Annotated in this window: 24 protein-coding genes and 1 pseudogene; 14 read left to right on the top strand and 11 right to left on the bottom strand. The window is 63.1% G+C overall.

Annotated features, from left to right (window positions below; all coding sequences use genetic code 11):
- Positions 1–2: 2 nt before the first annotated feature.
- Positions 3–497, top strand: coding sequence for a GNAT family N-acetyltransferase (locus tag FJ443_RS26185; protein ID WP_140666316.1), 495 nt, complete (start codon positions 3–5; stop codon positions 495–497).
- A gap of 56 nt (positions 498–553) precedes the next feature.
- Here the strand turns inward: FJ443_RS26185 and panC are convergent, their stop codons facing one another.
- Positions 554–1,405, bottom strand: coding sequence for a pantoate--beta-alanine ligase (gene panC / locus FJ443_RS26180; protein WP_140517642.1), 852 nt, complete (start codon positions 1,403–1,405; stop codon positions 554–556).
- Positions 1,402–2,244, bottom strand: coding sequence for a 3-methyl-2-oxobutanoate hydroxymethyltransferase (panB, locus tag FJ443_RS26175; protein ID WP_140517641.1), 843 nt, complete (start codon positions 2,242–2,244; stop codon positions 1,402–1,404). Before panB ends, panC begins: the two co-directional genes overlap by 4 nt.
- Positions 2,245–2,476: 232 nt before the next feature.
- Between panB and FJ443_RS26170 the strand changes: the two genes are divergently transcribed.
- The 3 genes from FJ443_RS26170 to FJ443_RS26160 all read left to right on the top strand — a co-directional run bounded on the left by FJ443_RS26170 (position 2,477) and on the right by FJ443_RS26160 (position 4,006).
- Positions 2,477–2,875 (top strand): NADH:ubiquinone oxidoreductase subunit NDUFA12, encoded by a 399-nt coding sequence (locus FJ443_RS26170; protein WP_140493670.1) that lies wholly within the window; start codon positions 2,477–2,479, stop codon positions 2,873–2,875.
- 116 nt (positions 2,876–2,991) lie between these two features.
- Positions 2,992–3,549 (top strand): DUF2155 domain-containing protein, encoded by a 558-nt coding sequence (locus FJ443_RS26165; RefSeq protein ID WP_140666314.1) that lies wholly within the window; start codon positions 2,992–2,994, stop codon positions 3,547–3,549.
- A gap of 73 nt (positions 3,550–3,622) precedes the next feature.
- Positions 3,623–4,006, top strand: coding sequence for a hypothetical protein (locus FJ443_RS26160; protein WP_140558688.1), 384 nt, complete (start codon positions 3,623–3,625; stop codon positions 4,004–4,006).
- A 12-nt stretch (positions 4,007–4,018) separates the two neighbouring features.
- Here FJ443_RS26160 and aat read toward each other — a convergent pair whose 3' ends face one another.
- The 6 genes from aat to FJ443_RS26130 form a co-directional block, all read right to left on the bottom strand.
- Positions 4,019–4,636, bottom strand: coding sequence for a leucyl/phenylalanyl-tRNA--protein transferase (gene aat, locus FJ443_RS26155; protein ID WP_140517639.1), 618 nt, complete (start codon positions 4,634–4,636; stop codon positions 4,019–4,021).
- Positions 4,637–4,663: 27 nt separating this feature from the next.
- On the bottom strand, positions 4,664–6,007 hold the full coding sequence (gene accC, locus FJ443_RS26150; RefSeq protein ID WP_140493663.1) for an acetyl-CoA carboxylase biotin carboxylase subunit: 1,344 nt from the start codon (positions 6,005–6,007) through the stop codon (positions 4,664–4,666).
- Positions 6,008–6,017: 10 nt separating this feature from the next.
- On the bottom strand, positions 6,018–6,479 hold the full coding sequence (gene accB / locus FJ443_RS26145; protein ID WP_140493661.1) for an acetyl-CoA carboxylase biotin carboxyl carrier protein: 462 nt from the start codon (positions 6,477–6,479) through the stop codon (positions 6,018–6,020).
- Between the two features lie 26 nt (positions 6,480–6,505).
- The gene (gene aroQ / locus FJ443_RS26140) at positions 6,506–6,940 is read right to left on the bottom strand and encodes a type II 3-dehydroquinate dehydratase (RefSeq protein WP_140517638.1); all 435 of its coding nucleotides are present in this window, start codon (positions 6,938–6,940) and stop codon (positions 6,506–6,508) included.
- A gap of 145 nt (positions 6,941–7,085) precedes the next feature.
- Complete coding sequence (locus FJ443_RS26135) at positions 7,086–7,889, bottom strand: DsbA family protein (protein ID WP_140517637.1); 804 nt, start codon at positions 7,887–7,889, stop codon at positions 7,086–7,088.
- A 62-nt stretch (positions 7,890–7,951) separates the two neighbouring features.
- A complete protein-coding gene (locus FJ443_RS26130) occupies positions 7,952–9,343 on the bottom strand; it encodes a M48 family metalloprotease (RefSeq protein WP_140493655.1) in 1,392 nt (463 codons plus the stop codon).
- A gap of 146 nt (positions 9,344–9,489) precedes the next feature.
- Between FJ443_RS26130 and FJ443_RS26125 the strand changes: the two genes are divergently transcribed.
- The gene (locus tag FJ443_RS26125) at positions 9,490–10,638 is read left to right on the top strand and encodes an aminotransferase class I/II-fold pyridoxal phosphate-dependent enzyme (protein WP_140666312.1); all 1,149 of its coding nucleotides are present in this window, start codon (positions 9,490–9,492) and stop codon (positions 10,636–10,638) included.
- 4 nt (positions 10,639–10,642) lie between these two features.
- Entirely contained in the window at positions 10,643–11,572 is a 930-nt protein-coding gene (locus tag FJ443_RS26120) for a glutaminase (protein ID WP_140517635.1), read from the top strand.
- 93 nt (positions 11,573–11,665) lie between these two features.
- Here FJ443_RS26120 and FJ443_RS26115 read toward each other — a convergent pair whose 3' ends face one another.
- Complete coding sequence (locus tag FJ443_RS26115; protein WP_140666310.1) at positions 11,666–14,614, bottom strand: ribonuclease E/G; 2,949 nt, start codon at positions 14,612–14,614, stop codon at positions 11,666–11,668.
- Between the two features lie 650 nt (positions 14,615–15,264).
- Between FJ443_RS26115 and FJ443_RS26110 the strand changes: the two genes are divergently transcribed.
- The 7 genes from FJ443_RS26110 to FJ443_RS26080 all read left to right on the top strand — a co-directional run bounded on the left by FJ443_RS26110 (position 15,265) and on the right by FJ443_RS26080 (position 22,876).
- Positions 15,265–16,515: an N-acetylmuramoyl-L-alanine amidase gene (locus FJ443_RS26110; RefSeq protein WP_140666308.1), complete on the top strand. Its 1,251-nt coding sequence runs from the start codon at positions 15,265–15,267 to the stop codon at positions 16,513–16,515.
- Between the two features lie 213 nt (positions 16,516–16,728).
- Entirely contained in the window at positions 16,729–19,185 is a 2,457-nt protein-coding gene (locus FJ443_RS26105) for a penicillin-binding protein 1A (RefSeq protein WP_140493638.1), read from the top strand.
- 124 nt (positions 19,186–19,309) lie between these two features.
- Positions 19,310–20,441, top strand: a protein-coding gene (gene prfB / locus FJ443_RS26100; protein WP_140493636.1) for a peptide chain release factor 2 whose coding sequence is annotated in 2 segments (ribosomal slippage) — positions 19,310–19,375 and positions 19,377–20,441 — 1,131 coding nt in all. Because the reading frame shifts where the segments join, the coding sequence is not laid out codon by codon here.
- Positions 20,442–20,478: 37 nt separating this feature from the next.
- Positions 20,479–20,898, top strand: coding sequence for a GFA family protein (locus FJ443_RS26095; protein WP_140517633.1), 420 nt, complete (start codon positions 20,479–20,481; stop codon positions 20,896–20,898).
- A gap of 308 nt (positions 20,899–21,206) precedes the next feature.
- On the top strand, positions 21,207–21,578 hold the full coding sequence (locus FJ443_RS26090; RefSeq protein WP_140493631.1) for a hypothetical protein: 372 nt from the start codon (positions 21,207–21,209) through the stop codon (positions 21,576–21,578).
- A gap of 126 nt (positions 21,579–21,704) precedes the next feature.
- Positions 21,705–22,073 (top strand): GFA family protein, encoded by a 369-nt coding sequence (locus tag FJ443_RS26085; RefSeq protein WP_140493629.1) that lies wholly within the window; start codon positions 21,705–21,707, stop codon positions 22,071–22,073.
- Between the two features lie 152 nt (positions 22,074–22,225).
- Positions 22,226–22,876 (top strand): OmpA family protein, encoded by a 651-nt coding sequence (locus FJ443_RS26080; RefSeq protein ID WP_140493627.1) that lies wholly within the window; start codon positions 22,226–22,228, stop codon positions 22,874–22,876.
- Positions 22,877–22,978: 102 nt separating this feature from the next.
- On the opposite strand, the gene FJ443_RS26075 is transcribed toward FJ443_RS26080, so the two are convergent.
- Positions 22,979–23,563: an HXXEE domain-containing protein gene (locus FJ443_RS26075; RefSeq protein ID WP_210239534.1), complete on the bottom strand. Its 585-nt coding sequence runs from the start codon at positions 23,561–23,563 to the stop codon at positions 22,979–22,981.
- A 341-nt stretch (positions 23,564–23,904) separates the two neighbouring features.
- On the opposite strand from FJ443_RS26075, the pseudogene FJ443_RS26070 reads away from it, so the two are divergent.
- Positions 23,905–24,509, top strand: a pseudogene (locus FJ443_RS26070) (hypothetical protein).
- Positions 24,510–24,580: 71 nt separating this feature from the next.
- Here the strand turns inward: FJ443_RS26070 and FJ443_RS26065 are convergent.
- Complete coding sequence (locus FJ443_RS26065) at positions 24,581–26,164, bottom strand: DEAD/DEAH box helicase (RefSeq protein WP_181165113.1); 1,584 nt, start codon at positions 26,162–26,164, stop codon at positions 24,581–24,583.
- Positions 26,165–26,299: the final 135 nt, after the last annotated feature.

Genomic DNA, 26,299 nt, shown 5'->3' with positions numbered 1-26,299 from the left:
CTATGTTCGTGCGCACCGCCGGGGATCGCGACCTCGCCGCCATCCGGGCGCTGCTGGTCGAGACTTGGCATGCGACTTACGACGCCATCTATGGCGCCGAACGGGTGACAGAGATCACCGATGCGTGGCATTCGATCGCCTCGCTCAAGGCGCGGCTGGCGAAGCCAAACAGCGAGTTCCTCGTCGCCGACGATGGCCAGCGCATTGGCGGCATGGCATTTGCCGAAGCGCTCGATGGCGGCGGCGTGGTCATGCTGAAGCAGCTTTACGTGCAGCCCGGCCTGCAGGGCCGGGGCATCGGCGGCATGCTTCTCGACGAGATCATCGAAAGCTTCCCTGAGGCCCGCGCCATCCGGCTGGAAGTGGAAGAGAAGAACACGCGCGCAATTGCCGTCTACCAGGCGAACGGCTTCGTCCAGACCGGCCGCACCGACAATTGCGGTTCGGCCCAATCCGCTATCCCGGCGCTCGTCTATGAAAGGCCGCTTGCCGCATAGCGGCGGACCTTTCGGGTGCGCAATCCGGCGGTCGAATTCAGCGATCGAGCCGCAGCCTAACTGGTGGAGACGTCCACATTGTCGATCAGCCTGGTCTTGCCCAGCCAGGCGGCGGCGAGCAGGCGGCCCTCGTGCCCGCGGCGCCACGGCGTCAGCGTCCGGCTCTCGCGAGCTTCGACATAATCGATCTTGTGGAAGCCGGCCGCGAGTAGGGCGCGGCTGGCTTCGCCTGTCGCGCCGTTCTGGTCGGCGCCGGCCGCCAGCGCCGCGGCTGCCTTGCGCAGGATCACGTTGAGCCGGCGGGCGATCTGGAGTTCGGCCTCACCGAGATAGGCGTTACGCGATGACATGGCGAGGCCATGCGCGTCGCGGATCGTCGGCGCGCCGATGATTTCGACGGGCAGGTCGAGGTCGCGGCAGAGCTGCCTGACGACGCACAATTGCTGATAATCCTTTTCGCCAAAGACCGCGACGTCGGGCGACGCCTGCAGGAGCAGCTTCGCCACGACGGTGGCGACGCCTTCGAAAAAAGTCGGTCGAAAATCCGATTCGAGCCCGGCGGAGGGACCGCCGACCGAGATTTTGGTGGCAAAGCCGGCAGGATACATCTCACCAACCCCAGGCGTGTAGGCAAGATCGGCTCCGGCCAAAGCCAGCTGGTCGAGATCGCGGGCGAGCTGACGTGGATATTTGTCGAGATCCTCGCTCGGCGCGAACTGCGTCGGGTTGACAAAGATCGAGACGATGCAGCGCTCGGCTCTTTCAAGCGCGATCCTGACCAGCGATAGGTGCCCTTCGTGCAAGGCGCCCATTGTCGGCACCATGGCGACGCGAAGGCCGTCGCGCCGCCAGTCGCGGATCCGCGCGCGAAGGCCGGCGACCGTGTCGACGACGAGGGGCCGGCTCATCGGTTGTCCTTGCCCAAGGTGGCCGAAAACACATTTTCGGAACCGGGGAATGTCCGGTCTCGTACCTCGCTGGCGTAACGTGCGGCCGCCTGCGAGACCACGCTGCGCAAATCGGCGTACTCCTTGACGAATTTCGGCACGCGGTCGACGGTGAGCCCGACCATGTCGTCTATGACCAGGATCTGGCCGTCGCAAACGCCACTCGCGCCGATGCCGATAGTCGGAATGGCGATGCGGCGGGTGATTTCGGCCGCGACCGCTTCGACCGTGCCCTCGATGACCATCGAAAAGGCGCCGGCTTCTTCGACGGCGCGCGCATCGGCAAACAGCGCTGCCGCATTCTCGTCGGTCCGGCCCTTGATCCTGTAGCCGCCATCCTTCTCGACGGATTGCGGCAGCAGGCCGATATGGCCCATGACCGCGATGCCGGCATCGACGACCGCGGCGATCTGCCGGGCCATACCGACGCCGCCCTCGAGTTTCACAGCCTGGCAGCCGGTTTCGCCAACGATACGCCGCGCCGAGGCAACCGCTTGGGCAGCCGAATCCTCATAGCTGCCGGCTGGCATGTCGACGACGACGCAAGCCCTGGCCGAGCCGCGCATCACCGCTTGCCCATGCGCGATCATCATCTCCAGCGAGGCGCCCAGCGTCGTTTTGTGGCCATGCAAGACCATTGCGACGCTGTCGCCGACGAGGAGCAGATCGACATGCTCGTCGAGCAGGCGGGCGATGGGGTAGGTATAGGCGGTGAGACAGACGATCGGCACGTCACGCTTTCGGCGGCGAATGGCGTCGGCACCGATGCGAATGTCGGCGGTCGGCGATTTCCTGGCCAATCGTCACCTCCCTCGGCCAACGGTCGGCCGGATACCCGCACGGGGCGCGCGCGCAGAGCTTTAGAAAGGCTGAGGGTGGTTGGCAAGCACCATACGGCGCCGGCAATGCATCACCGGCTTGTGTCGCCTTACCGGCGCGCCATTTGCGCCCTCTTGGCGGCAAGCCCCTTGCCTTCACGAAGGGCTGACGCCATAAGCAGGAAACGGACGCCATCGGCGCGAGGGTTTGAAGATGAAGACTTTCCTTACGCAGTTTTTCACCTGGTGGAACGGCCAGACGCTTGGCACGCGCCTGCACACCTGGCGGCACGGCAGGAAGGTCGGGCAGGACGAGGTGGGCAACGTCTACTACGAAGGCGGTGTCGATTCCGAAGGACGCACGCGCCGCTGGGTCATCTATCGCGATTATTCCGAGGCTTCTTCTATCCCGCCCGGCTGGCACGGCTGGATTCATCACCGCGTCGACGTCGCGCCGCCGAGCGACGATTACAAGCCGCGCGACTGGCAGAAGCCACATCAACCGAACCTGACCGGCTCGCCCTCAGCCTATCGTCCGAAGGGCTCGGTGCTGACCAACCAGCACCGCCCGCAGGTCACCGGCGACTACGACGCCTGGACGCCCGGATCATAAGCGGGCGTCGGTCCTTTATCGCCACAATTGGTGTCTAGCAGCTTGCTCATCAGAAAACGGCGACTAGCCTTTGTGATAGAGAGAATCACCCGGGCGCTAACCACCGGTATCCCTGCATGAGCATTTTCAGCCTGACATCGATGGGCGCACTGATGGTAGCCGCCGGGCTCACCTTTGGCACCGCGGCACTTGCCGCTTCGCCAACGCCGGCCGCACCCGCGCCGGCGCCGGGATCGGACCGAATCACCAACCCGGTCGCCGAATTCGCCGGCATCGACAAGATCACCGGCCGCATCATCACCTTCGACGTCTATATCGACGAGACGGTGCAGTTCGGTGCTTTGCAGGTGACGCCGCGCGTCTGCTACTCCCGGCCGCAGAACGAGGAGCCGAAGACCGATTCTTTTGTCGAAGTCGACGAGATCACGCTCGACCGCAAGATCCGCCGCATCTTCACTGGCTGGATGTTTGCCGAAAGCCCTGGTCTCAATGCCGTCGAGCATGCCGTCTATGACGTCTGGCTGAAGGCCTGCAAGCAGAAGTCGGATGTGCCAGCGCCCGATTCGGCCAAGACCGATGCGGCCAAGCCCGATACGGCCCAGCCGAATGCCACGGCCGCTCCGGCTGCGGCCGAACCGGAAGCCACGGAACCGCCTACGACCAGCACCAACTGATCCTTCGGAACCGCCCTGAGGGCAACGCGTTGGGCCCTGACGGCCACACGATGCGCGCCGGGAGGATTTTCCGATGTCTGCCAGAAAGCGGATCACCGCCAGCATCAAGGAACTGCTTGAGCTCGAAAAGGGCTTCTGGACAGGCGATTCGGCATTTTTCGCGGCCAATGCCGACACCGAGTGCCTCGTGGCATTTCCGCGGATGGCCCAGACCATGAGCAATGCCGATCTCGCCGAAACCGCCGCCGATCCCAAGCGATGGCGTGATCTCGAGATCGATCTCAAGGGCGTGGTCGAACCAGGCAGCGACATCGTCATCCTGGCCTATGAGGCGCATGCCGTGAAGGGCAATGGCGAAGCCTACGCGGCGCTGGTCAGCACCGGCTATGTCCATCGCGTCAACGGCTGGAAGATGATGTTCCATTCGCAGGCTCCGCTGGAAACGAAGGTCCGCTGACGGGCTGGATCATCAGGGGAAAAACACCGCTTCACCCTTCAGCGCGTCGGCCAGCATCTTCTCGTATTTGCCGCGCGGCACGTCGATTGCGCCGAAGCGCTTGAGGTGTTCGGTGGTGAACTGCGTGTCGAGCAGCGCGAAACCGCGCGCCTGCAGGCGTTCGACGAGATGCACAAGGCAGATCTTCGAAGCATCCGTTTCCCGGGAAAACATGCTTTCGCCGAAGAACACCCTCCCCAGGGAGACACCGTAGAGGCCGCCGACCAGCCGCTCCTCGCGCCAGGCCTCGACAGAATGGCAATGGCCGATGCGATGCAACTGCACATAGGCCTCCCGGATCGGCGCGTTGATCCAGGTGGAACGGCGCTCCTCGCGCCTTTCGGCGCAGCCATCGATCGTCGCCTCGAAATCGAAGTCGAAACGGATGTCGAAGAGGTTTCGCCGAAGCGCCTTCTTCAGACTTTTCGGCGTGTGGAAGCGGTCGAGCGGAATGATGCCGCGCGTCTCCGGCCGCACCCAGAACACTTCCGGGTCGGCGGCGCTTTCGGCCATCGGGAAGACGCCCGAGGCGTAGGCCTTGAGCAGAAGGTCGGTCGGGATACGATAGCCTGGCGCGTAGGGGCGAGTCATCGCTTCATTATAGCGGCAAGTCCGGGGCTATTCGCCTTTGGCCAGATATTTTTCCAGCCAGTGGATGTCATAGTCGCCATTGGCGATGTCGGCGTTGCCGACGAGGTCGCGAAACAGCGGCAACGTCGTCTTGATTCCGTCGACGACGAATTCGTCCAGTGCCCGGCGCAGCCGCATCATGCATTCGACGCGGTTGCGCCCGTGCACGATCAGCTTGCCGATCAGGCTGTCGTAGTAAGGCGGGATCTTGTACCCTGAATACACGCCGGAATCGACACGGATGCCAAGGCCGCCTGGCGTGTGGAAATGGGTGATCGTGCCGGGCGAGGGCGTGAAGGTGCGCGGATCCTCTGCATTGATGCGGCACTCGATGGCATGGCCCTGGAAGCGGATGTCTTCCTGCTTGACCGAAAGACCGCCGCCCGAGGCGACACGGATCTGCTCATGCACCAGATCGATGCCAGTGATAGCCTCCGTCACCGGATGCTCTACCTGCAGGCGCGTGTTCATCTCGATGAAATAGAACTCGCCATTCTCGTAGAGGAACTCGATCGTGCCGGCGCCGGAATAGCCGAGGTCGGCGATGGCGTTGGCGCAGATATCGCCGATGCGCGAGCGTTCCTCGGCGTTTAGCGCGGGTGAGTTGGCCTCTTCCCAGACTTTCTGGTGGCGACGCTGCAAGGAGCAGTCGCGCTCGCCGAAATGCACGCCCCGGCCAAAGCCGTCGCCGAACACCTGAACCTCGATATGGCGCGGCTTTTGCAGGTACTTTTCAATATAGACGGCGTCATCGCCGAAGGCCGCGCCTGCTTCCGAGCGGGCCGTCTGCAAGGCGACTTCGAGGTCGGCCTCGGTATGCGCCACTTTCATGCCGCGTCCGCCGCCGCCGGCCGACGCCTTGATGATCACGGGATAGCCGATCTCTGCGGCGATGCGCTTGGCCTCCTTTTCCTCGGTCACCGCACCATCGGAGCCGGGAACCACCGGGATGCCGAGGCGCTTGGCGGTGCGCTTGGCTTCGATCTTGTCGCCCATGATGCGGATATGGTCGCCGGTCGGACCGATAAAGGTAATGTTATGCGCGGCCAATATGTCGGAAAACTTGGCGTTCTCCGACAGGAAACCGTAGCCGGGATGCACGGCGTCGGCGCCGGTGATCTCGCAGGCGGCGACGATCTGGTGGATATTGAGATAGCTGTCGCGCGATGGCGGTGGCCCGATGCATACGCTCTCGTCGGCGAGCCGAACATGCATGGCGTCGGCGTCGGCGGTCGAATGCACCACCACCGTCTGGATGCCAAGCTCCTTGCAGGCACGCAGCACCCGAAGCGCGATTTCGCCGCGATTGGCGATGAGAATCTTCTGGAACATTAGGGCCGCTCTACTCGATCACGACGAGCGGCATGCCGTATTCGACCGGCTGTGCGTCCTCGAACAGGATCGCCGTCACCGTGCCGGCGCGCGGCGACGGGATCTGGTTCATCGTCTTCATCGCTTCGATGATCAGCAGCGTCTGCCCTTCCTTGACGTTCTGGCCGATCTCGATGAACGGCTTGGCATCCGGCGAGGGCGCCAGGTAGGCGGTGCCGACCATGGGGGAGGCCACGGCGTTTTTCGACACGTCGGCCGCGGCCGGAACGGCTGCGGTGGCAGGTTGGGCCGCTGGCGCCGGCGCAAAGGCCGGCTGCGGCGCGGCTATCGCGTGAACCGCCGGCGCCTGCCGCGATACGCGCACCTTCAGGTCACCCAGCTCGACTTCGATCTCGGTGAGATTGGTGTCGTTCAGTATGCCCGCCAGGTCGCGGATCAGCTGCTGGTCAACACCGGTCTTCTTTATCGACATTTTCGAGCCTTCTGTTTGTTGGCCGGTCATAGGCGTGCGGCCAGCGCCTGAAGCGCCAGCGTGTAGCCGAGCGGCCCAAAGCCACAGATCATGCCGACAGCGACCGGCGCGACCATGGAGACGTGGCGGAATGATTCCCGCGCATGGATATTGGAAAGATGGACCTCGGCGACCGGCAGCGGCGCCACGGAACGAATGGCGTCGTGAATCGCGATCGAGGTGTGGCTATAGGCGCCGGGATTGATGACGATGCCGGCGGCCTTGTCGCCGGCTTCCTGGATCCAGTCGACGAGGTCGCCCTCGTGGTTCGACTGGCGGAAATCGATTTCGAGCCCGAGCGCCGCGCCCGCCTCTCTGCAGTCCTCCGCGATGGCGGCAAGCGTCTTGCCGCCATAGATGCCTGGCTCGCGCTTGCCGAGCGCGTTGAGATTGGGACCGTTCAGGACGAAAACCGTTTTCAAAAAATGCCGACCTTTTCCGGCACCGGCGTCAAACCGGCGCTGGGCCCTCTATAATGGGCATAGACGCCCGCGGAAAGAGCGCAAGTGCGTTCTTTCACTGTCCACAACAGGCGGAAATGCGCCCGTGAAGAAAACCCGCGGCCGATCAAAGCGCGGCTTTCGCCGCCTCGATCTTCTCCGCCAGGACTTCCTGTCCGAGCGCCCCGAACACGACCTCGTTGCCGACGACATAGGACGGCGTTCCGGTGATCGCCAGCTTGTTGGCGAGATCGTAGGTCTTGGAGAAGGCTTCGGTGATGGACGGGTCCTTCATCTTTTCACGCAGCGTCGCTTCATCGGCGCCGAGCGAAAGCGCGACCTTGATCGCCGCCGCCTCGGTGGCGCGACCCTGGCCGCCGAGCAGCGCATTGTGGAACTCGCCGTACTTCTGCGGCATCATCAGGTGGAAGGCCATCGAAACGACGCTGGCCTTCTGCGAATCCGGGCCGAGGATCGGGAACTCCTTGAGCACGAAACGCAGGTCCGGATCGGCCTTGGTCAGCGCCTGCATGTCTTCGATGGCGCGTTTGCAGAAGCCGCAATTGTAGTCGTAGAACTCGACGATCGTGACCTTGCCGTTCGGGTTCCCGACCACGCCGTCGAAGGAGGAGTTGAAGATCTGCTCCTTGGCGCCCTTGATGACGCCGAGATGGGCAATGCGCTGCTCTTCCTTCTGCTTGGCCTCGAGCGCATCCTGGACTTCCAGCAGCACTTCCGGATTCTTCAGGAGATAATCGCGGATGATGCCTTCGACCTCGGTGCGGTCGATCTTGGTATCGGCCGCTGCCGTCTGAAGCGGTTGCGCCGCACCGGCTTCCGCGATTTGCGGGCTGCCGGCCACGAAACCGAACGCCAGCATGGCAAGGGCTATCGCAACTCCCGTGGTGCCCAGCAACAGTGCCTTTTTCATCGTTCCGTTCCTTTGCCTGTTTTCCGGTCTGGCTGCGTCGCAGCGCACGGCCGGAAGGTTCACTATACCTTGCCCGACGGCTTGTAGTTTATGATGTCCTGGGCGCGTATCCATCGCGGCTCGCCGCGTTTGAGTTGCTGCTGCGCTCGCATGGCGAAGATCTTCGCATCCTTGTAGTTACCGGAATAGAAATGACCCTCGGCCGTGGCGAGCTCGGCGCCCGGTATGTCTCCCAATTCGCCATAGGCCTGCGCCAGATAGCGGTATCCCACGGAATTTTCCTTGTCGCGTCGCAAGCCGTTGTTGATCTGCACCACGGCCTTTTTCAGAGCGTCTGGGGTGCCCGTCGCCATCAACGCCTGGCCGAGCGAAACCGGCAGCAATCCAGATCGCGCCTTGTCGAGGCTGACTGCCTTGGCGTAGGCATCGGCAGCTTCCTTGGGCTTGTTCGCCTTCATCAATATATCGCCGCGCAATTCCTGGAAATAGGCGTTGCCGGGCTGGGCTTTGATCAAGGCGTTGGTCTTGGCGAGTGCGGTGGCGATGTTGCCGAAAAGATAGGCCGATTGGGCCTCGCCATACTGCGCGGCAAGGCTGCCCTGCATCTTTCGCATCAGCCGCGACGCGGCGGCCTGGCCTTCCATGTAGACAGCGATCTTCACCCGCATCATGTCGTGGCGCAATTGCAGTGCCGGCGCATCGACCTTGTCGAGATAGGGGCTCTGCTTGACCAGCACTTCGAGGTTGGAGATTCGATCGCGCGGCATTGGATGGCTGATCCGGTAGGGATCGACCTGCGCGCCCGACAGCGACAAGGCCGTCTGGAAACGCTGAAACGTCTTCAGCATGCCCATGCCGGACTGGCCGGTGGCGTTGAGATAGGTGATCGCCGAGCGGTCGGCCGTCATTTCCTCGGTGCGCTGATAGGCGAGAATGCTGCGCTGCGCCATCTCGCCGCCGCCAGCCGCCACGCCCACGCCGGCGCCGGCAAGTCCGCGGCTGTTGGTGGTCGCCCCGGCGACCATGGCGCCGGCGCCCAGCAAGGTTGCGATGATGGCCATCGTCTTGGCGCGCTCGAGCTGGTCACGCAGTTTCTGCTGGTGGCCGCCGGCGATATGGCCGGCCTCGTGGGCGATGACGCCGATGATCTCGTTGGGCGTTTCGGCTTCCATCAAGGCGCCCGTGTTGATGAACAGCCTGCGTCCGGTGACGAAGGCATTGAAGCTCTGGTCGTTGACCAGGACGATGTCGATGCCGTCATTCGCCAGACCGGCGGCCTTGAAGATCGGGCGGGCGTAGTCGCGCACCAGCGCCTCGATCTCGGCATCGCGCACCACCGGCACGTTCTGGGCCAAGGCGCTGATGGAACCAGACACCGCGACGGCGACGCCAAGCGAAAGCGTCGCAACGACGCGCGCTACCCGGGCAACCATCGATTTGGGTCGGCTCAACATGACGTGTCCACTGGTAGACGAGCGGGCGAAAGATGAAAAGTCGGCACCGGAAAAACTTCCTCAACTTGTGATCCTCACACCAATCGGGCATTTGTGCGGCGCATGCGCCGGGACGTGGTGCGCTCAATCGTCGGATCGAGGTCAAAATGGTCGTTTCGCTCTCACGCCGTGGCAATGTCGAACCCTTCCACGCCATGGATGTGCTGGCCGAGGCGAACCGGCTGAGAGCGACGGGCGCGCCGGTCATTTCCATGGCCGTCGGCCAGCCGTCCGATCCGGCTCCGGCCCGCGTTCGTGCCGCGGCGGCCAGGGCTTTGCAGGACGGGCGTATTGGCTATACCGATGCGCTGGGCCTGGCTGGATTGCGCAAGGCGATCGCGGAACATTATGGGGATCACTACGGGCTTGATGTCGCGCCCGACCGGATCGCGGTCACCACGGGATCCTCGGCCGCCTTCAATCTCGCCTTCCTGGCAATGTTCGATCCCGGTGACCGCGTCGCCATCGCAGCGCCGGGCTACCCCGCCTATCGCAACATCATGGCGGCGCTGGGCATCGAAGTGATCGAGATAGAGCTCGGCGACGCGGCCTATCTTCATGCCGCCCACCTGGAGACCGCGCATCGCGAAAAACCGCTGAAGGGCGTGCTGTTCGCAAGTCCCGCCAACCCGACCGGCGCGGTCATTCCGGCCGATGATCTCGCGGACCTGGTCCGGACGGCGGAGGCGCTCGGCATTGCCGTCATCTCCGACGAGATCTACCACCGGCTGGCCTATGCGGCGCCCGACACCACGGCACTCGCCTTTGGCACCGGTGTCACGGCGATCAACTCCTTCTCGAAATACTATTGCATGACCGGCTGGCGCATCGGCTGGATGGTGCTGCCGGAAGCGCTGGTGCGGCCCATCGAGCGCATTGCGCAGAGCCTCTACATCTCGCCGCCGGAACTGTCGCAGGTCGCCGCAATCGAGGCCTTTGCCGCTACCGAGGAGCTGGAAGCGGTCAAGGGTCGCTATGCCTGGAACCGCGAGCTCCTGATGAAGCGTCTGCCGGAGCTCGGCTTTCCGCTGGCCGCACCGATGGATGGCGCCTTCTATGCCTTTTGCGACGTCACCCGGCACAGCAATGACAGCATGGCTTTCGCCCGCAAGATGCTGGCCGAGGCGCATGTCGCGGCCACGCCCGGCCGTGATTTCGACACCCAGGCCGGGCACCGCACCATGCGTTTCTCCTATGCCGGCAGCCATGACGACATGGTCGAGGCATTGGCGCACATCGAACGCTGGCTGAGGTAGATCCATGCCGGAACTCGAGCAGGCCCTGGCCGAAGTCGCGGTCGAAATGGCCGAACGCACCGATCGCGGCGAGGTCGCCACCTATATCCCGCAACTCGGCAAGGTTGATCCCAAGAAATTCGGCATCGCAGCCGTCACCAATGACGGCCGTGTGCTGATGGCGGGCGACGCCGACCAGCCCTTTTCGATCCAGAGCATCTCGAAAGTGTTCACCTTGACGCTGGCGCTGGGCAATGTCGGCGACGCGCTGTGGAAGCGGGTAGGGCGCGAGCCTTCGGGCAATCCGTTCAACTCGATCGTGCAGCTCGAGCATGAGAACGGCATTCCGCGCAATCCCTTCATCAATGCCGGCGCCATTGTCATCTCCGACATCCTGCTTGCCGGCCACCAGCCGCGCGAGGCGATCGGCGAGATCCTGCGCTTCATCCAGTTCCTCGCCGACGACGAGACCATCATCATCGACCGCGAGGTGGCAGCGTCGGAGCGCGCCACCGGCTATCGCAACTTCGCGCTCGCCAACTACATGAAATCCTTCGGGAATCTTCATCATGCGCCGGAGCTGGCGCTCGGCGTCTATTTCCACCATTGCGCCATCGCCATGAGCTGCCGGCAGCTGGCGATGGCCGGCCGGTTCCTCGCCAATGGCGGCAAAAATCCGGCGACCGGACATTCCGTGGTGTCGGTCGAGCGGGCACGCCGCATCGGCGCCATGATGCTGACCTGCGGCCACTATGACGGCTCCGGTGATTTTGCCTTCCGCGTCGGCATTCCGGGCAAGAGCGGCGTCGGCGGCGGCATATTGGGCATCGTGCCCGGCGTCGCCTCGCTCGCCGTCTGGTCGCCCGGCCTCAACGCCAACGGCAATTCCAAGCTGGGCTCGATCGCCCTGGAGAAGCTCGCCAGGATGATGAACTGGTCGATCTTCGCGCCGTAACGTTCCGGCAAACCGGATATGAAAATCCCGCGCCGTCTTTCGACCGGCGCGGGATTTTTTTTATTCAGGAAGTCAGTTCAAAGGGCTGAAATCTCAGAAGAAACCTTTCCGCTGCCACCAGCCGGCGCGCTTCGGCTTCTCTTCGGTCTTGGTTTCCGGCTCTTCGGCGACGGTCGAGGAAACCACCGGCACGATCGGCGCATCGATGGCCGCCGGCTTGCGTCGTGACGGACGGGCCTTCGGTGTTTCCTCGGCGGTCGCTGCCGCCGCCTCGTCCGATGCCGTGGCTGGCGTCTCGGCGGGTGCCGGAACGGCCAGTTCAGCGATCGGCTCCTCGGCGACAGCCTCGGCGGCTGCCTTCTTCGGCTTGGCTGCGCGCCGCGGCTTCTTGGGCTTCTCGGCGGTCGTCGCCTCGTCGCTCACTGGAGCCACCGGCTCTTCCGCAGCCACGACGGTTACCGGCTCGATCGCAGGCTCGCTTTCGGAAGCATCGACCCCGGAAGGTTCGGTCGCTTCATCGGCGCTTGCCTCGGCCTCGCCTTCGCCGTCCTCGCGCCGGTTGCGCTTGCCGCCGCGCTTGCCGCGGCGACGCTTCTTGCCCTGGCCCTCGTCGGATGCTTCCGCCGTTTCGGCAGTTCCGGCCGCGGGGACCGGAGCCTCGTCGCCGGCTTCCGCCTCGTCACGGCTCAACAGGTTTTCCGATGTGGACAACTCGTCGGCCTGCGCCAACACGGAAGCACCGTCGGTGTGGCCATGTTCTCGATCGCGATCCTTGCCGCCGCGGCGTCTGCGACGCTTGCGGCGCTTGCGGTCGCGGCCTTCGCCCTCTTCGCCGGGCCTCTGCTGGTGCTGACCTTGCTGCGGCTGACGCGGCTGTTCGGCCTGGGCCGGTGCTTCGTCTTCCTCCTCGACGATGGTCTCATCCTCGAGCTCTTCCGGTTCGACATAGGCCGGCAGGGTGCGTGCCTCGACGAAGCCTTCAGGCTTTTCGGCCAGCGCGCCGCGGAAGATCGCATAATGCTGCGAACCGACCGTGTCGTCGGCCTCAAGCGTAATGGTCAGGCCGAAGCGGCTTTCCAGTTCCACCAGCGTGCCGCGCTTGTGGTTGAGCACATAGAGCGCGGTCGCCGCGGGCGTGCGAACTGTGATGTGGCTGCGCGAATCCTTGAGCAGGAACTCCTCGATCGCCCTGACCACCATCAGCGCGACAGACGAATCGGAGCGCACATGGCCGGTGCCGCCGCAATGCGGGCAAGGCTTCATGGTCGATTCCAGCACGCTGGCGCGGATGCGCTGGCGCGACATCTCCATCAGGCCGAAATGCGAGATGCGGCCGACCTGGATGCGCGCGCGGTCGTTCTTGAGATGATCCTTCAACCGCTTCTCGACGGCACGGTTGTTGCGGTTCTCCTCCATGTCGATGAAGTCGATGACGATCAGGCCGGCAAGGTCGCGCAGCCTGAGCTGGCGGGCGACTTCCTCCGCCGCTTCCAGATTGGTGTGGAGCGCGGTGTCCTCGATCGAGTGCTCCTTGGTCGAGCGGCCCGAATTGACGTCGATGGCGACCAGCGCCTCGGTCTGGTTGATGATGATGTAGCCGCCGCTCTTCAGCGTCACTTGCGGCTGCAGCATGCGGTCAAGCTGCGCCTCGATGCCATTGCGCACGAAGATCGGCGTCGTATCGCGGAACGGCTGAACCACCTTCGCGTGGCTCGGCATCAGCATGCGCATGAAGTCCTTGGCCTCGCGGTAGCCCTCTTCGCCGGAGACGAGGATCTCATCGATGTCCTTGTTGTAGAGGTCGCGCACCGAACGCTTGATCAGGCTGCCTTCCTCGTAGACGAGGGCAGGGGCCGTGGACTGGAGCGTGAGATTGCGCACGTTCTCCCAAAGCCGCATCAGATATTCGTAATCGCGCTTGATCTCGGCCTTGGTGCGGCTCTCGCCAGCGGTGCGCAGGATGACGCCCATGCCTTGCGGCACTTCGAGATCGGCGACCACTTCCTTGAGGCGCTTGCGGTCGACAGCACTGGTGATCTTGCGCGAAATTCCGCCGCCGCGCGCCGTGTTCGGCATCAGCACGGAATAGCGACCGGCAAGCGACAGATAGGTGGTGAGCGCCGCGCCCTTGTTGCCGCGCTCTTCCTTGACGACCTGCACCAGCAGGATCTGGCGGCGCTTGATCACTTCCTGGATCTTGTACTGGCGGCGCATCGGCTTGCGGCGGTTGCGCGCTTCCTCCAGGGCATCCTCGGCACCGACCGATTCGACCTCGTGATCGTCCGGATGCGAAGACTGAACCTCTTCCAGCATGCCGCGATCATCGTCGCTGGATTCGCTGCCCTGTTCCGTCAGCGGGACGGGTTCGGAAATCACATCGGCGTCGACGGAGGCGGCGATCGACGTCGGGCCGCCCTCGCGGGTCTCGCCTTCGTTCTGCCCAGAAGATTCGTCGCCCTGCTCGGGGGAGGCTTCGCCACGATTGGATGCATCCGCGGCCTGTTCCGAGATATCGGCCGCATGTTCGATGGTTTCCGAACCGTGGGAAGTGTTCTCCGAGACGGCGTCATTGCCATTGTCGGCGTCGCCTGCCTCGCCGGCCGTTTCGGTTGCCTCGTCGGCATTGGCCCCGCTCGCATCGCGCTTGTGTTCTGCGCGGTCGCGGCCCTTGCCGCCGCGCCGGCGCCCGCGCCGGCCGCGATCGCGGCTCTGGCGGTCGTCGCCTTCGCCGTCCTCATCGTCCTCGTCCTCGGCTTCCTGCGCTTCGGCGCGCAGCAGCGCCTGACGGTCGGCGACGGGGATCTGGTAGTAGTCGGGGTGTATTTCACTGAAGGCGAGGAAACCGTGACGGTTGCCGCCATATTCGACAAAGGCTGCCTGAAGGGAGGGTTCGACGCGCGTTACGCGGGCGAGATAGATGTTTCCTTTGAGCTGCTTCTTGTCCTGTGATTCAAAGTCGAATTCTTCGATACGATTACCGCGTACGACGACAACGCGTGTTTCCTCCGGGTGGGAGGCGTCTATCAGCATTTTGTTGGGCATTATTTCGTTTCCCCCCGGCAGCCGTCAGCCGCAGCTTGCGGCGCAAGGGCCGCTGCTGTGTGTCTGGATGAATGTGGGTGCCGGATGTCTGAATGTCCGCCGGACGGTGCCTGCGCGCCATGGCGGTGCCGCCCGCAGCCATATTGGCGCGGTTTGATGCGGACCTTTCCATGATTGCGCTTGAAGCCATCGTCACCAGCAGAACCTTTTGAACCAAAGCCCGGAAACCGGACCAGCTTGTTTGCTCATACAGAGCCGGCGCGGGACAAACCCGGCCGTTTTCCTCACGCAGGCGATTCCCCCGCCACGGGCGCACACCTGCGAAATTCGTCGCGATCACCTGAACCCTTCTCGCATGGAGCGAAAGGAGCCGCCTTTCGTCTCACCTGTAGCGGGAAGCTGCGGAGGAGGGCGGTTCCAGGATTGCAGTGATCCACTATCGCTTTTATGATTTGGCGGGTTGGAAGGCAACCCCGATTTCCGACGCCGGCAAAAGCGGTTCCGCCACGTAAGCACGGGTCCGGGCCTCGCGTGAAAAGGCTTGGTTAACCTTCTCTGGATACCAATCGTTAATCGAGTTCGCGGCCTAACCGGCACTTCGACTACATGACCGGGCGCCTTGGCGCCAAACCGGGAGCGACTGCAAAGAGATGGGACTGGCAGGCTTCACAGACAAGGGCAGTCGTGCCGGCGGCCGTTTGCTCGCGATCTTCTGCCTCCTGCTGTCGATGACCATCTCGTTGGTCGCCAACGCCGCCGATGCCCCGCTCACGGCAACCGGTTACAAGATGGCGGGCGATGCCACCAAGATGCGCATCGTCATGGATTTCGACCGTGAGCCCGACGTCAAATGGTTCCTTTTGCGCGGGCCCAATCGTCTGGTCATCGATCTGGCGAATACGAAGTTAGCCATCGATGCCAAGGATTTGAAGCCTCGCGGGCTGGTCAAGGGCGTGCGCCTGGGTGAGTTGGAGGCAGGCGTGTCGCGGCTGGTTCTCACCGGCAAGGGGCCGTTCGCGGTCGACAAGCTCGATGTTCTCAAGAACGAGGACGGCGCGGGCTACCGCATCGCCATCGACATGTCGGCGGCCTCCGAACGCGAGTTCGACACTGCCCTTGCCAATCAGGCGCTGACCACCGGTTCCACGGTTTCGACCGACAAGGGCGGGCGGGTCGGCACCGGGCCGGTCTCCAATCCGGGCCATCGCTTCACCGTCGTCATCGATCCGGGCCATGGCGGCGTCGATGGCGGTGCCGAGGGCCTGAACGGCACCGTCGAAAAGAACGTCACGCTGGCTTTCGCCATGGAACTGCGCGACAAGCTCGCCGCCGTCGGCAGATACGATGTCTTCATGACGCGCGACACCGACGAATATTTGCGGCTGGACGACCGCGTGCGCATCGCTCGCCAGCATGAGGCCGACCTGCTCATCTCCATTCATGCCGACACTATCAGCCTCAAGGGCATCCGTGGCGCGACCGTCTATACCGTTTCCGACAAGGCTTCGGATCCGGAAGCGCAGGCGCTTGCCGACCGTGAAAATCTCTCGGACCAGTTCGCCGGCATGGTGATCAAGGACGACAACAAGGAAGTCACCGATATCCTGATCGACCTGATCCGCCGCGAGACCCACACCTTTTCGATGAGTTTCGCCCACACGCTGGTCGGCCAGTTGTCGACCAGCGTCGGCCTCATCAACAATCCGCAGCGTTCCGCGGGATTCAAGGTGCTGAAAGCGCCTGACGTCCCCTCCGTGCTGGTCGAACTAGGCTATCTCTCGAATGCCAAGGACGAGGCGCAACTGCTCGACGCCGACTGGCGCGGCAAGGCGGCGCAAAGCATCACCAACGCCGTCGCGCTGTTCGCTTCCGCGCGTGCCGGAACGGGAACCGGGGGCTGAAATGCCTGACGACGCCTGCAACCACAGGCAGCGTTGCGCGGCGACAACACCCGACGCTTTTATTTCCGACTCACGGCCGCGAAATCCGGCCTTGCCGTATTTTGCCCACATGGTAGCGACATGGGTTTTCGATTACGGGTTGGGACCGGCTCGAATGCTTGCGCGGAAGGCGGCTTCGTTTAGGAAATTCCCGAACCAAGGACTGGAGCGGGCATGATTCGTCTCATTGGCTATTTCTTCGGTATCGGCACGACGCTGGCCCTGCTGGTCGCGGCGGGGGTTGCCATCTATATCGGGCATTTGTCCAAGGATCTGCCCGACTATGAGGTGCTGGCCAAGTACGAGCCGCCGGTGACCACCCGAATCCATGCCTCGGACGGCGCGCTGATGGCCGAGTACGCGCGCGAACGGCGCCTGTATTTGCCGATCCAGGCCATCCCCGACCGCGTCAAGGCGGCCTTCCTGTCGGCCGAGGACAAGAATTTCTACAACCACCCCGGCATTGACGTGACCGGCCTGGGCCGCGCTATCATCGTCAACCTGCAGAATTTCGGCTCGGGCAGGCGTCAGGTTGGCGCCTCGACGATCACCCAGCAGGTGGCGAAGAATTTTCTGCTGACCTCGGACCAGACCTACGAGCGCAAGATCAAGGAAATGATCCTCGCCTTCCGCATCGAGCAGGCCTATTCCAAGGACCGCATTCTCGAACTCTACCTCAACGAAATCTTCTTCGGTTTCGGCGCCTATGGCGTGGCGGGTGCCGCGCTCACTTATTTCGACAAGTCGGTGAACGAGCTGACCGTGGCCGAGGCCGCCTATCTGGCCTCGCTGCCCAAGGGGCCGAACAATTATCACCCCTTCAAGCATGCCGACCGCGCGCTTGAGCGCCGCAACTGGGTCATCGACCAGATGGTCGAGAACGGCTACGTTACGCGCGAGGAAGGCGACAAGGCCAAGGCGGAGCCCCTCGGCGTCACACCGCGCCGCAACGGCACCTATCTGTTCGCCGGCGAATACTTCACCGAGGAGGTGCGCCGCCAGATCATCGCCCGCTACGGCGAGAACGCGCTCTATGAAGGCGGCCTGTCCGTCCGCACCACGCTCGACCCGAAGATCCAGCTCATCGCCCGCAAGGCGATGCAGAACGGCTTGATCAAATACGACACGCTGCGCGGCTACCGCGGGCCGCTAAAGACGATCGACGTGTCCGGCGACTGGGGTGTGCCGCTGGGCAATGTGAAGGGACTGGAAGACGTTCCCGAATGGAAGCTCGCAGTCGTGCTCGACAGTTCGGCATCCGGCCTGTCGATTGGCTTGCAGCCGGCACGCCAGGCGTCGGGCGACATCGTCAAGGAGCGCGTCGAAGGCACCGTCAGCAAGGAAGACATGGGCTTTGCCATGCGCCATGTGGTCGGCGGCAAGACGGTCAGGGCCAAGTCGCCGGCCGATGTGCTGAAGCCGGGCGACGTCGTCTTCGTCCAGAAGAACGAAGGCTCCGACGACGCCTACAGCCTGCGCCAGGTCCCCGAAGTGGAAGGCGGCCTGATCGCCATGGATCCACACACCGGCCGCGTGCTGGCCATGGTCGGCGGCTTCTCCTACGCGCAGTCGGAGTTCAACCGCGCCACCCAGGCCATGCGCCAGCCCGGCTCTTCGTTCAAGCCGATCGTCTATTCCGCGGCGCTCGACAATGGCTATACGCCGGCGTCGGTGATCATGGACGGGCCGATTACCATCCAGAGCGGCAACACGACCTGGACGCCGAAGAACTACGACGGCACGGTCGCCGGTCCGGCGACCCTGCGCTCCGGCATCGAAAAGTCGCGCAATCTGATGACTGTGCGCCTCGCCAACGACATGGGCATGAAGCTGGTTGTCGAATACGCCGAGCGCTTCGGCGTCTATGACCATCTGGCGCCGTATTTGCCGATGGCGCTGGGCTCCGGCGAGACGACGGTGATGCGCATGGTTTCGGCCTATTCGATCATGGCCAATGGCGGCAAGTCGATCAAGCCGACATTGATCGACCGTATCCAGGACCGCTACGGCAAGACCGTCTTCAAGCAGGACGAACGCGGCTGCGAAGGCTGCAACGCGGCCGAATGGCAGAACCAGCCCGAACCTGAGCTTGTCGATAATTCCGAACAGGTTCTCGATCCGATGACCGCCTACCAGATCACCTCGATGATGGAAGGCGTCGTCCAGCGCGGCACCGGCGCCACCATCGCCGAGCTCGGACGCCACATCGCCGGCAAGACCGGCACCACCAACGACGAAAAGGACGCCTGGTTCATCGGTTACACGCCAAACCTCGTCGTCGGCCTCTATATGGGCTACGACACGCCGCGCGGCCTTGGCCATGGCGCCACCGGCGGCGGCCTCGCCGCTCCTATCTTCAAGGATTTCATGCGCGTGGCGCTGGATGGCACGCCCAATGTCGACTTCAAGGTTCCCGAAGGCATGAATCTGGTCGCCATCAACCGCAAGACCGGCATGCGGGCCAATTCGGGCGATCCCGGCACCATCATCGAGGCCTTCAAGCCGGGCACCGGGCCAGCCGACAGCTATTGGGTGATCGGCATGGGCGCCGACGGGTCCAATGCCTCCGGCGGCGCGCTGTCGCCTCAGGCCAACCAGGCCATCCAGTCGGGCGGCGGCGGCCTCTACTGACGGGTATGCATGCAGGATTGGGCCGGCCCAGGGCCGGTCCAATTTGCTTTACAGGCGGCGGCGCCGTCCCTATGTATCGCGCCGACCAGGCGTCACTTTCAGCAACAGGATAAAACACCAGGCCATGCGCGCGGAAACGCAGAATATTGTCGACGAGATCAGGCAGGCAATTACCCTGCTGAGGAGGCATCTTTGACTGGGATCAGGCCATAAAGCGGCTTGAATATCTCAACGTCCGCGCCGAGGACGCCAGCCTCTGGAACGAACCGCTGGAAGCGCAGAAGCTGATGCGCGAGCGCCAGGGCCTCGAGGAAGGCATCGCGGCGGTCAGGGGCCTGACCCAGGCGCTGGAAGACAATATCGGCCTGATCGAACTCGGCGAGGAAGAGGGCGACGAGAGCGTCGTTGCCGAGGCTGAGGCAGCGATCCGCTCGATGCAAGGCGAGGCGAAGGCCCGCCAGGTCGAGACGCTGCTGTCGGGCGAAGCCGACGCCAACGACACCTATCTCGAAATCCACGCAGGCGCCGGCGGCACCGAAAGCCAGGACTGGGCCTCGATGTTGCTGCGCATGTACACGCGCTGGGCCGAGCGCCGCCGCTTCAAGGTCGAGGTGCTGGAAGTGCATGACGGCGAAGAGGCCGGCATCAAGTCTGCGACGCTGCTGATCAAGGGCCACAATGCCTATGGTTGGCTGAAGACGGAATCCGGCGTCCATCGCCTGGTGCGCATTTCACCCTATGACAGCAACGCGCGCCGGCACACATCCTTCGCCAGCGTCTGGGTCTATCCCGTCATCGACGATACGATCGAGATCGACGTTTCCGAATCCGACGTGCGCATCGACACCTATCGTTCGTCCGGTTCAGGCGGCCAGCACGTCAACACCACCGATTCGGCGGTGCGCATTACCCATCTCGCAACCGGCATCGCGGTCGCCTGCCAGGCCGAACGCTCGCAGCACAAAAATCGGGCAAAGGCCTGGGAGATGCTGCGCTCGCGGCTTTACGAGGAAGAGCTGAAGAAGCGCGAAGCCGTCGCCAACGCCACCGAAGCATCGAAGAGCGACATTGGCTGGGGTCACCAAATCCGCTCCTACGTGCTGCAGCCCTATCAGTTGGTGAAGGATCTGCGCACAGGTGTCGAAAGCACCAGCCCGTCGAGCGTGCTCGATGGCGACCTCGATGACTTCATGGAAGCCTCGCTGTCGCAACGCATCGAGGGTGGTGCTGGGGAAGCGGTGGCGGACCTGGATTAGGGCCGGCGCCTACAGTGCCACACATTTGGATTGGATGATGGCTCGCAAGCTTGTTGGAAAGTGCTTCTGCGGCGCGGTGCACTATGCGGTCGCTGACGAGTTCCTGTACGCGGCGAATTGCCATTGCTCGAACTGCCGGCGCACGACAGGTTCGGCTTTCAAGCCCTTCGCGGGCATCGAACGCGCCAAGTTTGTCTTGACCAAGGGCCACGACATGTTGCTGGTCTTCGGCGACGACAACGGCCATGACGCGCACTGCAAGCGGTGCGGTTCGCTGCTCTATTCGGTCGTGCGCCAGGGCGCCTTCGTCCATGTCGCGATGGGAACGCTCGTCGACAACCCGAGCATCCGCCCGACCGAGCATATCTTCGTCGGTTCCAAGGCGCCGTGGTACACGATCAGCGACGGCCTGCCGCAGTATGACGAACACGTGATCACAGGACCTGCTGGCGAATAGGCCGGAACTTCTCTCGCTGAATCTCGTTATCTGCGATCCCGTCTGCTGGGCATGGTTGTGCCTGCCTATCCAATCGAGAGACGGCGCCTGTTTTCTGTTGCCGATGCGCGGCATTCAGCCTGCGACATCGGCATGCAGTGGTTTCTTGCGCCGACTCACAAATCGGCCCACCATCCATGGTCGAGGGGAGACAAAAGCATCTATGGCCGGGCGCGGCAGAAATGCCTGCTGACGATCCGGCCGCTGGGAAGACACGTTTCAGGAACGGGCAAGCGAAACGCTTGATGCTCGTCGAAAGGAGCGCTTCCATGTCTGCTGCCCCATCAAAATCGGCTCGGGCCGCGGTGGGCCGACTCATGCTCTGCCTGCTTGCAATCGCAGCGATTGCGTTGCCGATGGCGCCTGCCTTCGCCCACGACGCCAAGCCTACAGCGGCGAAGCCGCTGGGTTGGAGCTATCCATTCGCATGCTGCGCTAACTACGATTGCCGCACGGCCCATACTGGCGAGGTTTTGGAAAAACCCGAGGGTTATGTGATCGCCGGCACGGGGGAAGTTGTCCCGATGACCGACAAGCGTGTGAAGGACAGCCCGGACGGCGAATTCCACTGGTGCGCGCATCAAGCGGGTCTAGACGCCGGTAAGACGATCTGCCTGTTCGTGCCGCCGCGCTCCTACTAGGCCCGGGAAGCGCAGCGGCGACCGGCCCGGACCGCGATGGGCGGGGGCCTGCTGACGGACGGTTGCCAGGACCGCTCCTTTGTGTTGCGTTGCCTGCGGGCGGCGGACAAGGGAGAGGTGATGTCCATGACCATCAAGGGAAGCTGCCACTGCAAGGCGACGATATTCGAGGTTTCGCAAGCGCCGCAGACGCTGACGCAGTGCACTTGTTCGTTCTGCTCGAAACGCGGCTCGCTTTGGGCCTACTACACTCCTGCGCAGTTCAAGCTCCTCACGCCGCAGAAGAATGTTTCCTTCTATCAGTGGGGATCGAAGACCGTTAAGCACGGTTTTTGCGACACCTGCGGCTGCGGGACCTTCACCGAAACACCGGACTGGTCGAGCGGAGAGCCGGATTTCGACAATCCCAAGATCAGCGTCAACTCGCGGTTGTTCGACGATTTCGACCTGGACAAGGTCGAAGTGGTGGCCATCGACGGCAAGAATCTCTGGTAGATTCCTGGACGCCCAATCGGGAAAATCGTGCCCCGGGGAAAAGCCGTTGCCGGTGTTTTTCCCGTTCCGCTTTTCGCCGCATTTCATGGTACAAGTCGCGCGAAGGGCTGATTTGGCGCCATCGCAAGGCGTGACTTGAGAGGGACAATCCTATGAAGAAGACCGTGCTCGTCGTCGTGGCGACGGCTGTGCTGGTGAGCGCCTGCACCACCACCGATCCGTATACCGGCGACCAGAAAATTTCCAACACGGCGGCCGGTGCCGGCCTCGGCGCCTTGGCCGGCGCCAGCCTTGGCCTGCTTGCGGGCGGCAATGATCGTCGCAACGCGCTGATCGGCGCCGGCATCGGGGCGCTGGCCGGCGGCGCCATCGGCGCCACCATGGACCAGAACGAAGCCGAACTGCGCCGGCAGTTGGAGGGCACAGGCGTCAGCGTCACCCGCTCCGGCGACCAGATCATCCTCAATATGCCGTCCGATATCACCTTCAACGTCGATCAGGATGCGGTGAAGCCCGGCTTCTACCAGGTGCTGAATTCGGTCGCGCTGGTGCTGAAGAAGTTCAAGCAGACCACGGTCGACGTGTTCGGCCATACCGATTCGACCGGCGGCGACCAGCATAATTTCGATCTGTCGCAGCGCCGCGCGCTGGCGGTCGCCAACTACCTGGCTGGCCAGGGCGTCGATTCGCGCCGCTTCGCCGTCACGGGATTCGGCAAGACCCGTCCGGTAGCGTCCAATGCCACCGCCGAGGGTCGCGCTCAAAACCGTCGCGTCGAGATCCAGCTTTCGCCGCTCACCTGAGCAGCATCGATCAGAATGCAAAAACGGCCTCGCAAGGGGCCGTTTTTGTTTGCAAAATGCGACCGACGGCCAGGCCTGCGGCCCCCGGGTTCTTCCATGATGTTACGGTGAGGTCGGCTTATCGACCGTCGCTCGTTGGGTCAGGCGCTGCCGCCGGACGACATGGGCAACGATCAGTCCATGAATGAGCAGCCCGACCGTAAGTCCAAGGATATGGAAGCCCGTTCCCGAACCGGAAAGCGTCAGGATCGACCAGATGGATGCGGGTACGAACAAGACAATTGCGGTGATGAGCCCGGGGTTGTAGCTGCGCATCCTGATGGCCTGCGCGACGTGAACCAAAGCGTTGATCAGGGTGGTGTAGGCGGCGATCAGCCCTATCCCGGCATTGACCGTGACAGCGAGGGTGAAAACCAGGGAATAGATGCCCCATACACCCGGTACGTTGATCACAAAGACATCGAAGCGGGTAAGCAGCGGCGCCCCACCGCCGAGCATCTTGTTGACGAAAAGCCGGAACCGGTCCTCGGCATGCTCCTCGTATTGGTGGAGCATGTAAATCGGAATCAGCAGGAAGACGGCGAACTCGGCTATCTCCAATTGAGCGGCCAGCCCGATCGCCACCACGAACAGAGTGAGGCCGGCGAGCACGCCACCATAGACCCAATCTTCCACCAGACGCTTCATCACGCCATCTTCGGCGAGGCCGTGCGTCCTTGCAACACACGACGATATCAGACCTTGGCGACAATGCGTATGAAGGCCGGTGTGTCGTAGCCGAAGCCAACGGTGGCGTCGCTTGGCGATGACGGCAACAGCTTCACCAGCCGCGACCGCCGCGCTCAGATTGAGATTGGCGTGCCAGAGAATTAGCCAGTCCTAAATAAGCGCTTTCCCGCAGCCATGGAAAGGAATAGCATCGTCGCTGTTCCGGAGGGGATGAGGCGGTACACTCGGCCGCGCAATAAGCATTTTCTTTTTCAGCCTCGGTCTTGCACGGCCAGATCAAAAAAATCTGGCAGGAATGCATGACAAGAACAGCCAGCCTTGGGCGCTGCGGCGTCTTCGCTTTAACAGGTCTTGTAAGCGCATGGTTGGGCGTCGCGGCGGCTCGAGCCGAGGATGCCAACAAAGCTGACATCGAGGCCTTGAAAAAGTCGCTCGCCAAATATGAGGACTACACCGCGGCCGTCCGCGACCTTTATCTGTCGACGGTCGGCTGCGTCTACTATAGCGGAGAAAAGATATCCGGAGCGATGTACTACCCGAAAGGCGCCATGGGCATCCATTTCGTCAACGTCCCAAGTGTCAGCCAAAAACTCGACCCGATGCGCCCCAATGTGCTGATCTACGAGCCGACGAAAAACGGTCTGCGCCTGGTCGGGCGGAATGGCTTGTGCCGCTGACGCCGGACGTCAAAGAGCCACCGAAGCTGTTTGGCCAAACCTTCATGGGTCCGATGGAGGGACACTATCCGCTCATCCCGAGGGAGTTCGTCCACTACGATCTTCACGCCTGGCTGGGTGATAATCCGAACGGCATGTTCAGTCCGACGAACCCGAACGTGAAATGCAACAAGGCCGAGTTTCCGATGTTGGAGAAACCGACCAAGATGATGCCTGGGCCGATGTAACGGCCAGCCCAGCCAGGAGCTTGCCGGGAGGGCAAGCCGGATGGCCGTCTTGTCTTGGAACCACTCGTCGGTCAGCCCTTGGCGACGATGCGCATGAAGGCCGGCATGTCGTCGCCGAAGCCAACGGTGGCGTCGTTTTCGTCTTCTCGGTTGCGGGCAGGGCGACGGTCATCGCGCTGGGGCCTGGTGTCGCCGCGCTCCGGTGCACGTCGCTCGCTGCGCGCCGCGGAGCTCTTGCGCTCGGAATTTTCCGAGCGGATAGCGTCCTTGCGCGTGCGCCGCTCACCAGTGTCGGCGACCGTTTCCTCGGCCGCGACCGGCTGTTCCTCGCGCACGGTTTCCGGTGCCGCGTCTTCGCCATGCTTGGCCTGGCGTCCGCCTCTCTTGCGCTCGCCCCTGTCCTTGCGGTCGTCGTCCTTGCGGCCGGCGCGCCGCGGTGCACCGCGGCCACGGCGCGGAGCTTCGTCCTCGCCTTCGCTGGCCACCACCGTCGACAGGTCACCGTCATGCCACTCGATCTTGGTGCCGATCAGCCGTTCGATGGCGTCGATATACTTGGTGTCGGACTTGGTCGCGATGGTGAAGGATTTTCCGGAGCGCCCGGCGCGGCCGGTACGGCCGATTCGGTGGACGTAATCCTCGGCGTGGATCGGCACGTCATAGTTGAAGACGTGGCTGACATCGGGAATATCGAGGCCGCGCGCCGCCACGTCGGAGGCGACCAGATACCGCAGCTTGCCGTCCCGGAAATTTGCCAGCATCTGCATGCGTGCGCGCTGGTCCATGTCGCCATGCAGCGCGCCGGCGTCGAAATCATATTTCAGCAGCGAGCGGAACAGCTCCGACACCTCGATCTTGCGATTGCAGAAGATGATGGCGTTCTTCAGCTCCGCATCCTCGGCTTTGATCAGGTTGCGCAGCGTCTCGCGCTTGTCCCAGGGTTTGGAACCGGACTTCACCAACCGCTGGATGATGTTGGTCGCGGCGGAGGCGGCCTTGGAGACCTCGACGCGCACCGGCGCGTGCAGGAATTTTTCGGTGAGCTTGGTGATCTCGGGCGGCATCGTCGCCGAGAAGAACAGCGTCTGCCGGGTGAAGGGGATCATCTCGCAGATACGCTCGATATCGGGAATGAAGCCCATGTCGAGCATGCGATCGGCTTCGTCGATGACGAGGATCTCGACGCCGTTGAGCAAGAGCTTGCCGCGCTCGCGGTGGTCGAGCATGCGGCCGGGCGTCGCGATGAGCACGTCGGCGCCACGCTCCAGTTTCTTGTCCTGTTCGTCGAACGACACGCCGCCGATCAGCAGTGCGATGTTGAGCTTGTGGTTCTTGCCGTATTTTATGAAGTTTTCCTCGACCTGCGCCGCAAGCTCGCGGGTCGGCTCCAGGATCAGCGTGCGGGGCATGCGGGCGCGGGCGCGGCCCTTTTCCAGTCGTGTCAGCATCGGCAGCACGAAGGAGGCCGTCTTGCCGGTACCGGTCTGTGCTATGCCAAGCACATCCTTGCCCAGAAGCGCGTGCGGAATGGCGCCGGCCTGGATCGGCGTCGGCTTGAGGTAGCCGGCGTCGGTGACTGCGGAAAGGACCTTCGGCGATAGGCCGAGGTCCGCGAAAGTCAACGCTTCTTGAGCGGTCTGGGTGTCTGAGGACAAGTTCTGGCTGTCTTTGGCTGTTCGGGGAAGCGCAACGGCATCCGTCGCGGCAGGCGCCGCGCGCCCGCAAGATCATCACTGCAACTAGGCGCAAGCCCGCGATTTGTCAACACAAACGGCCGGCAATGGCTCGAT

Source organism: Mesorhizobium sp. B2-6-1, from assembly GCF_006440475.1.
Taxonomy (GTDB): Bacteria; Pseudomonadota; Alphaproteobacteria; order Rhizobiales; family Rhizobiaceae; genus Mesorhizobium.
This window is presented reverse-complemented; position numbering and strand designations above follow the sequence as displayed.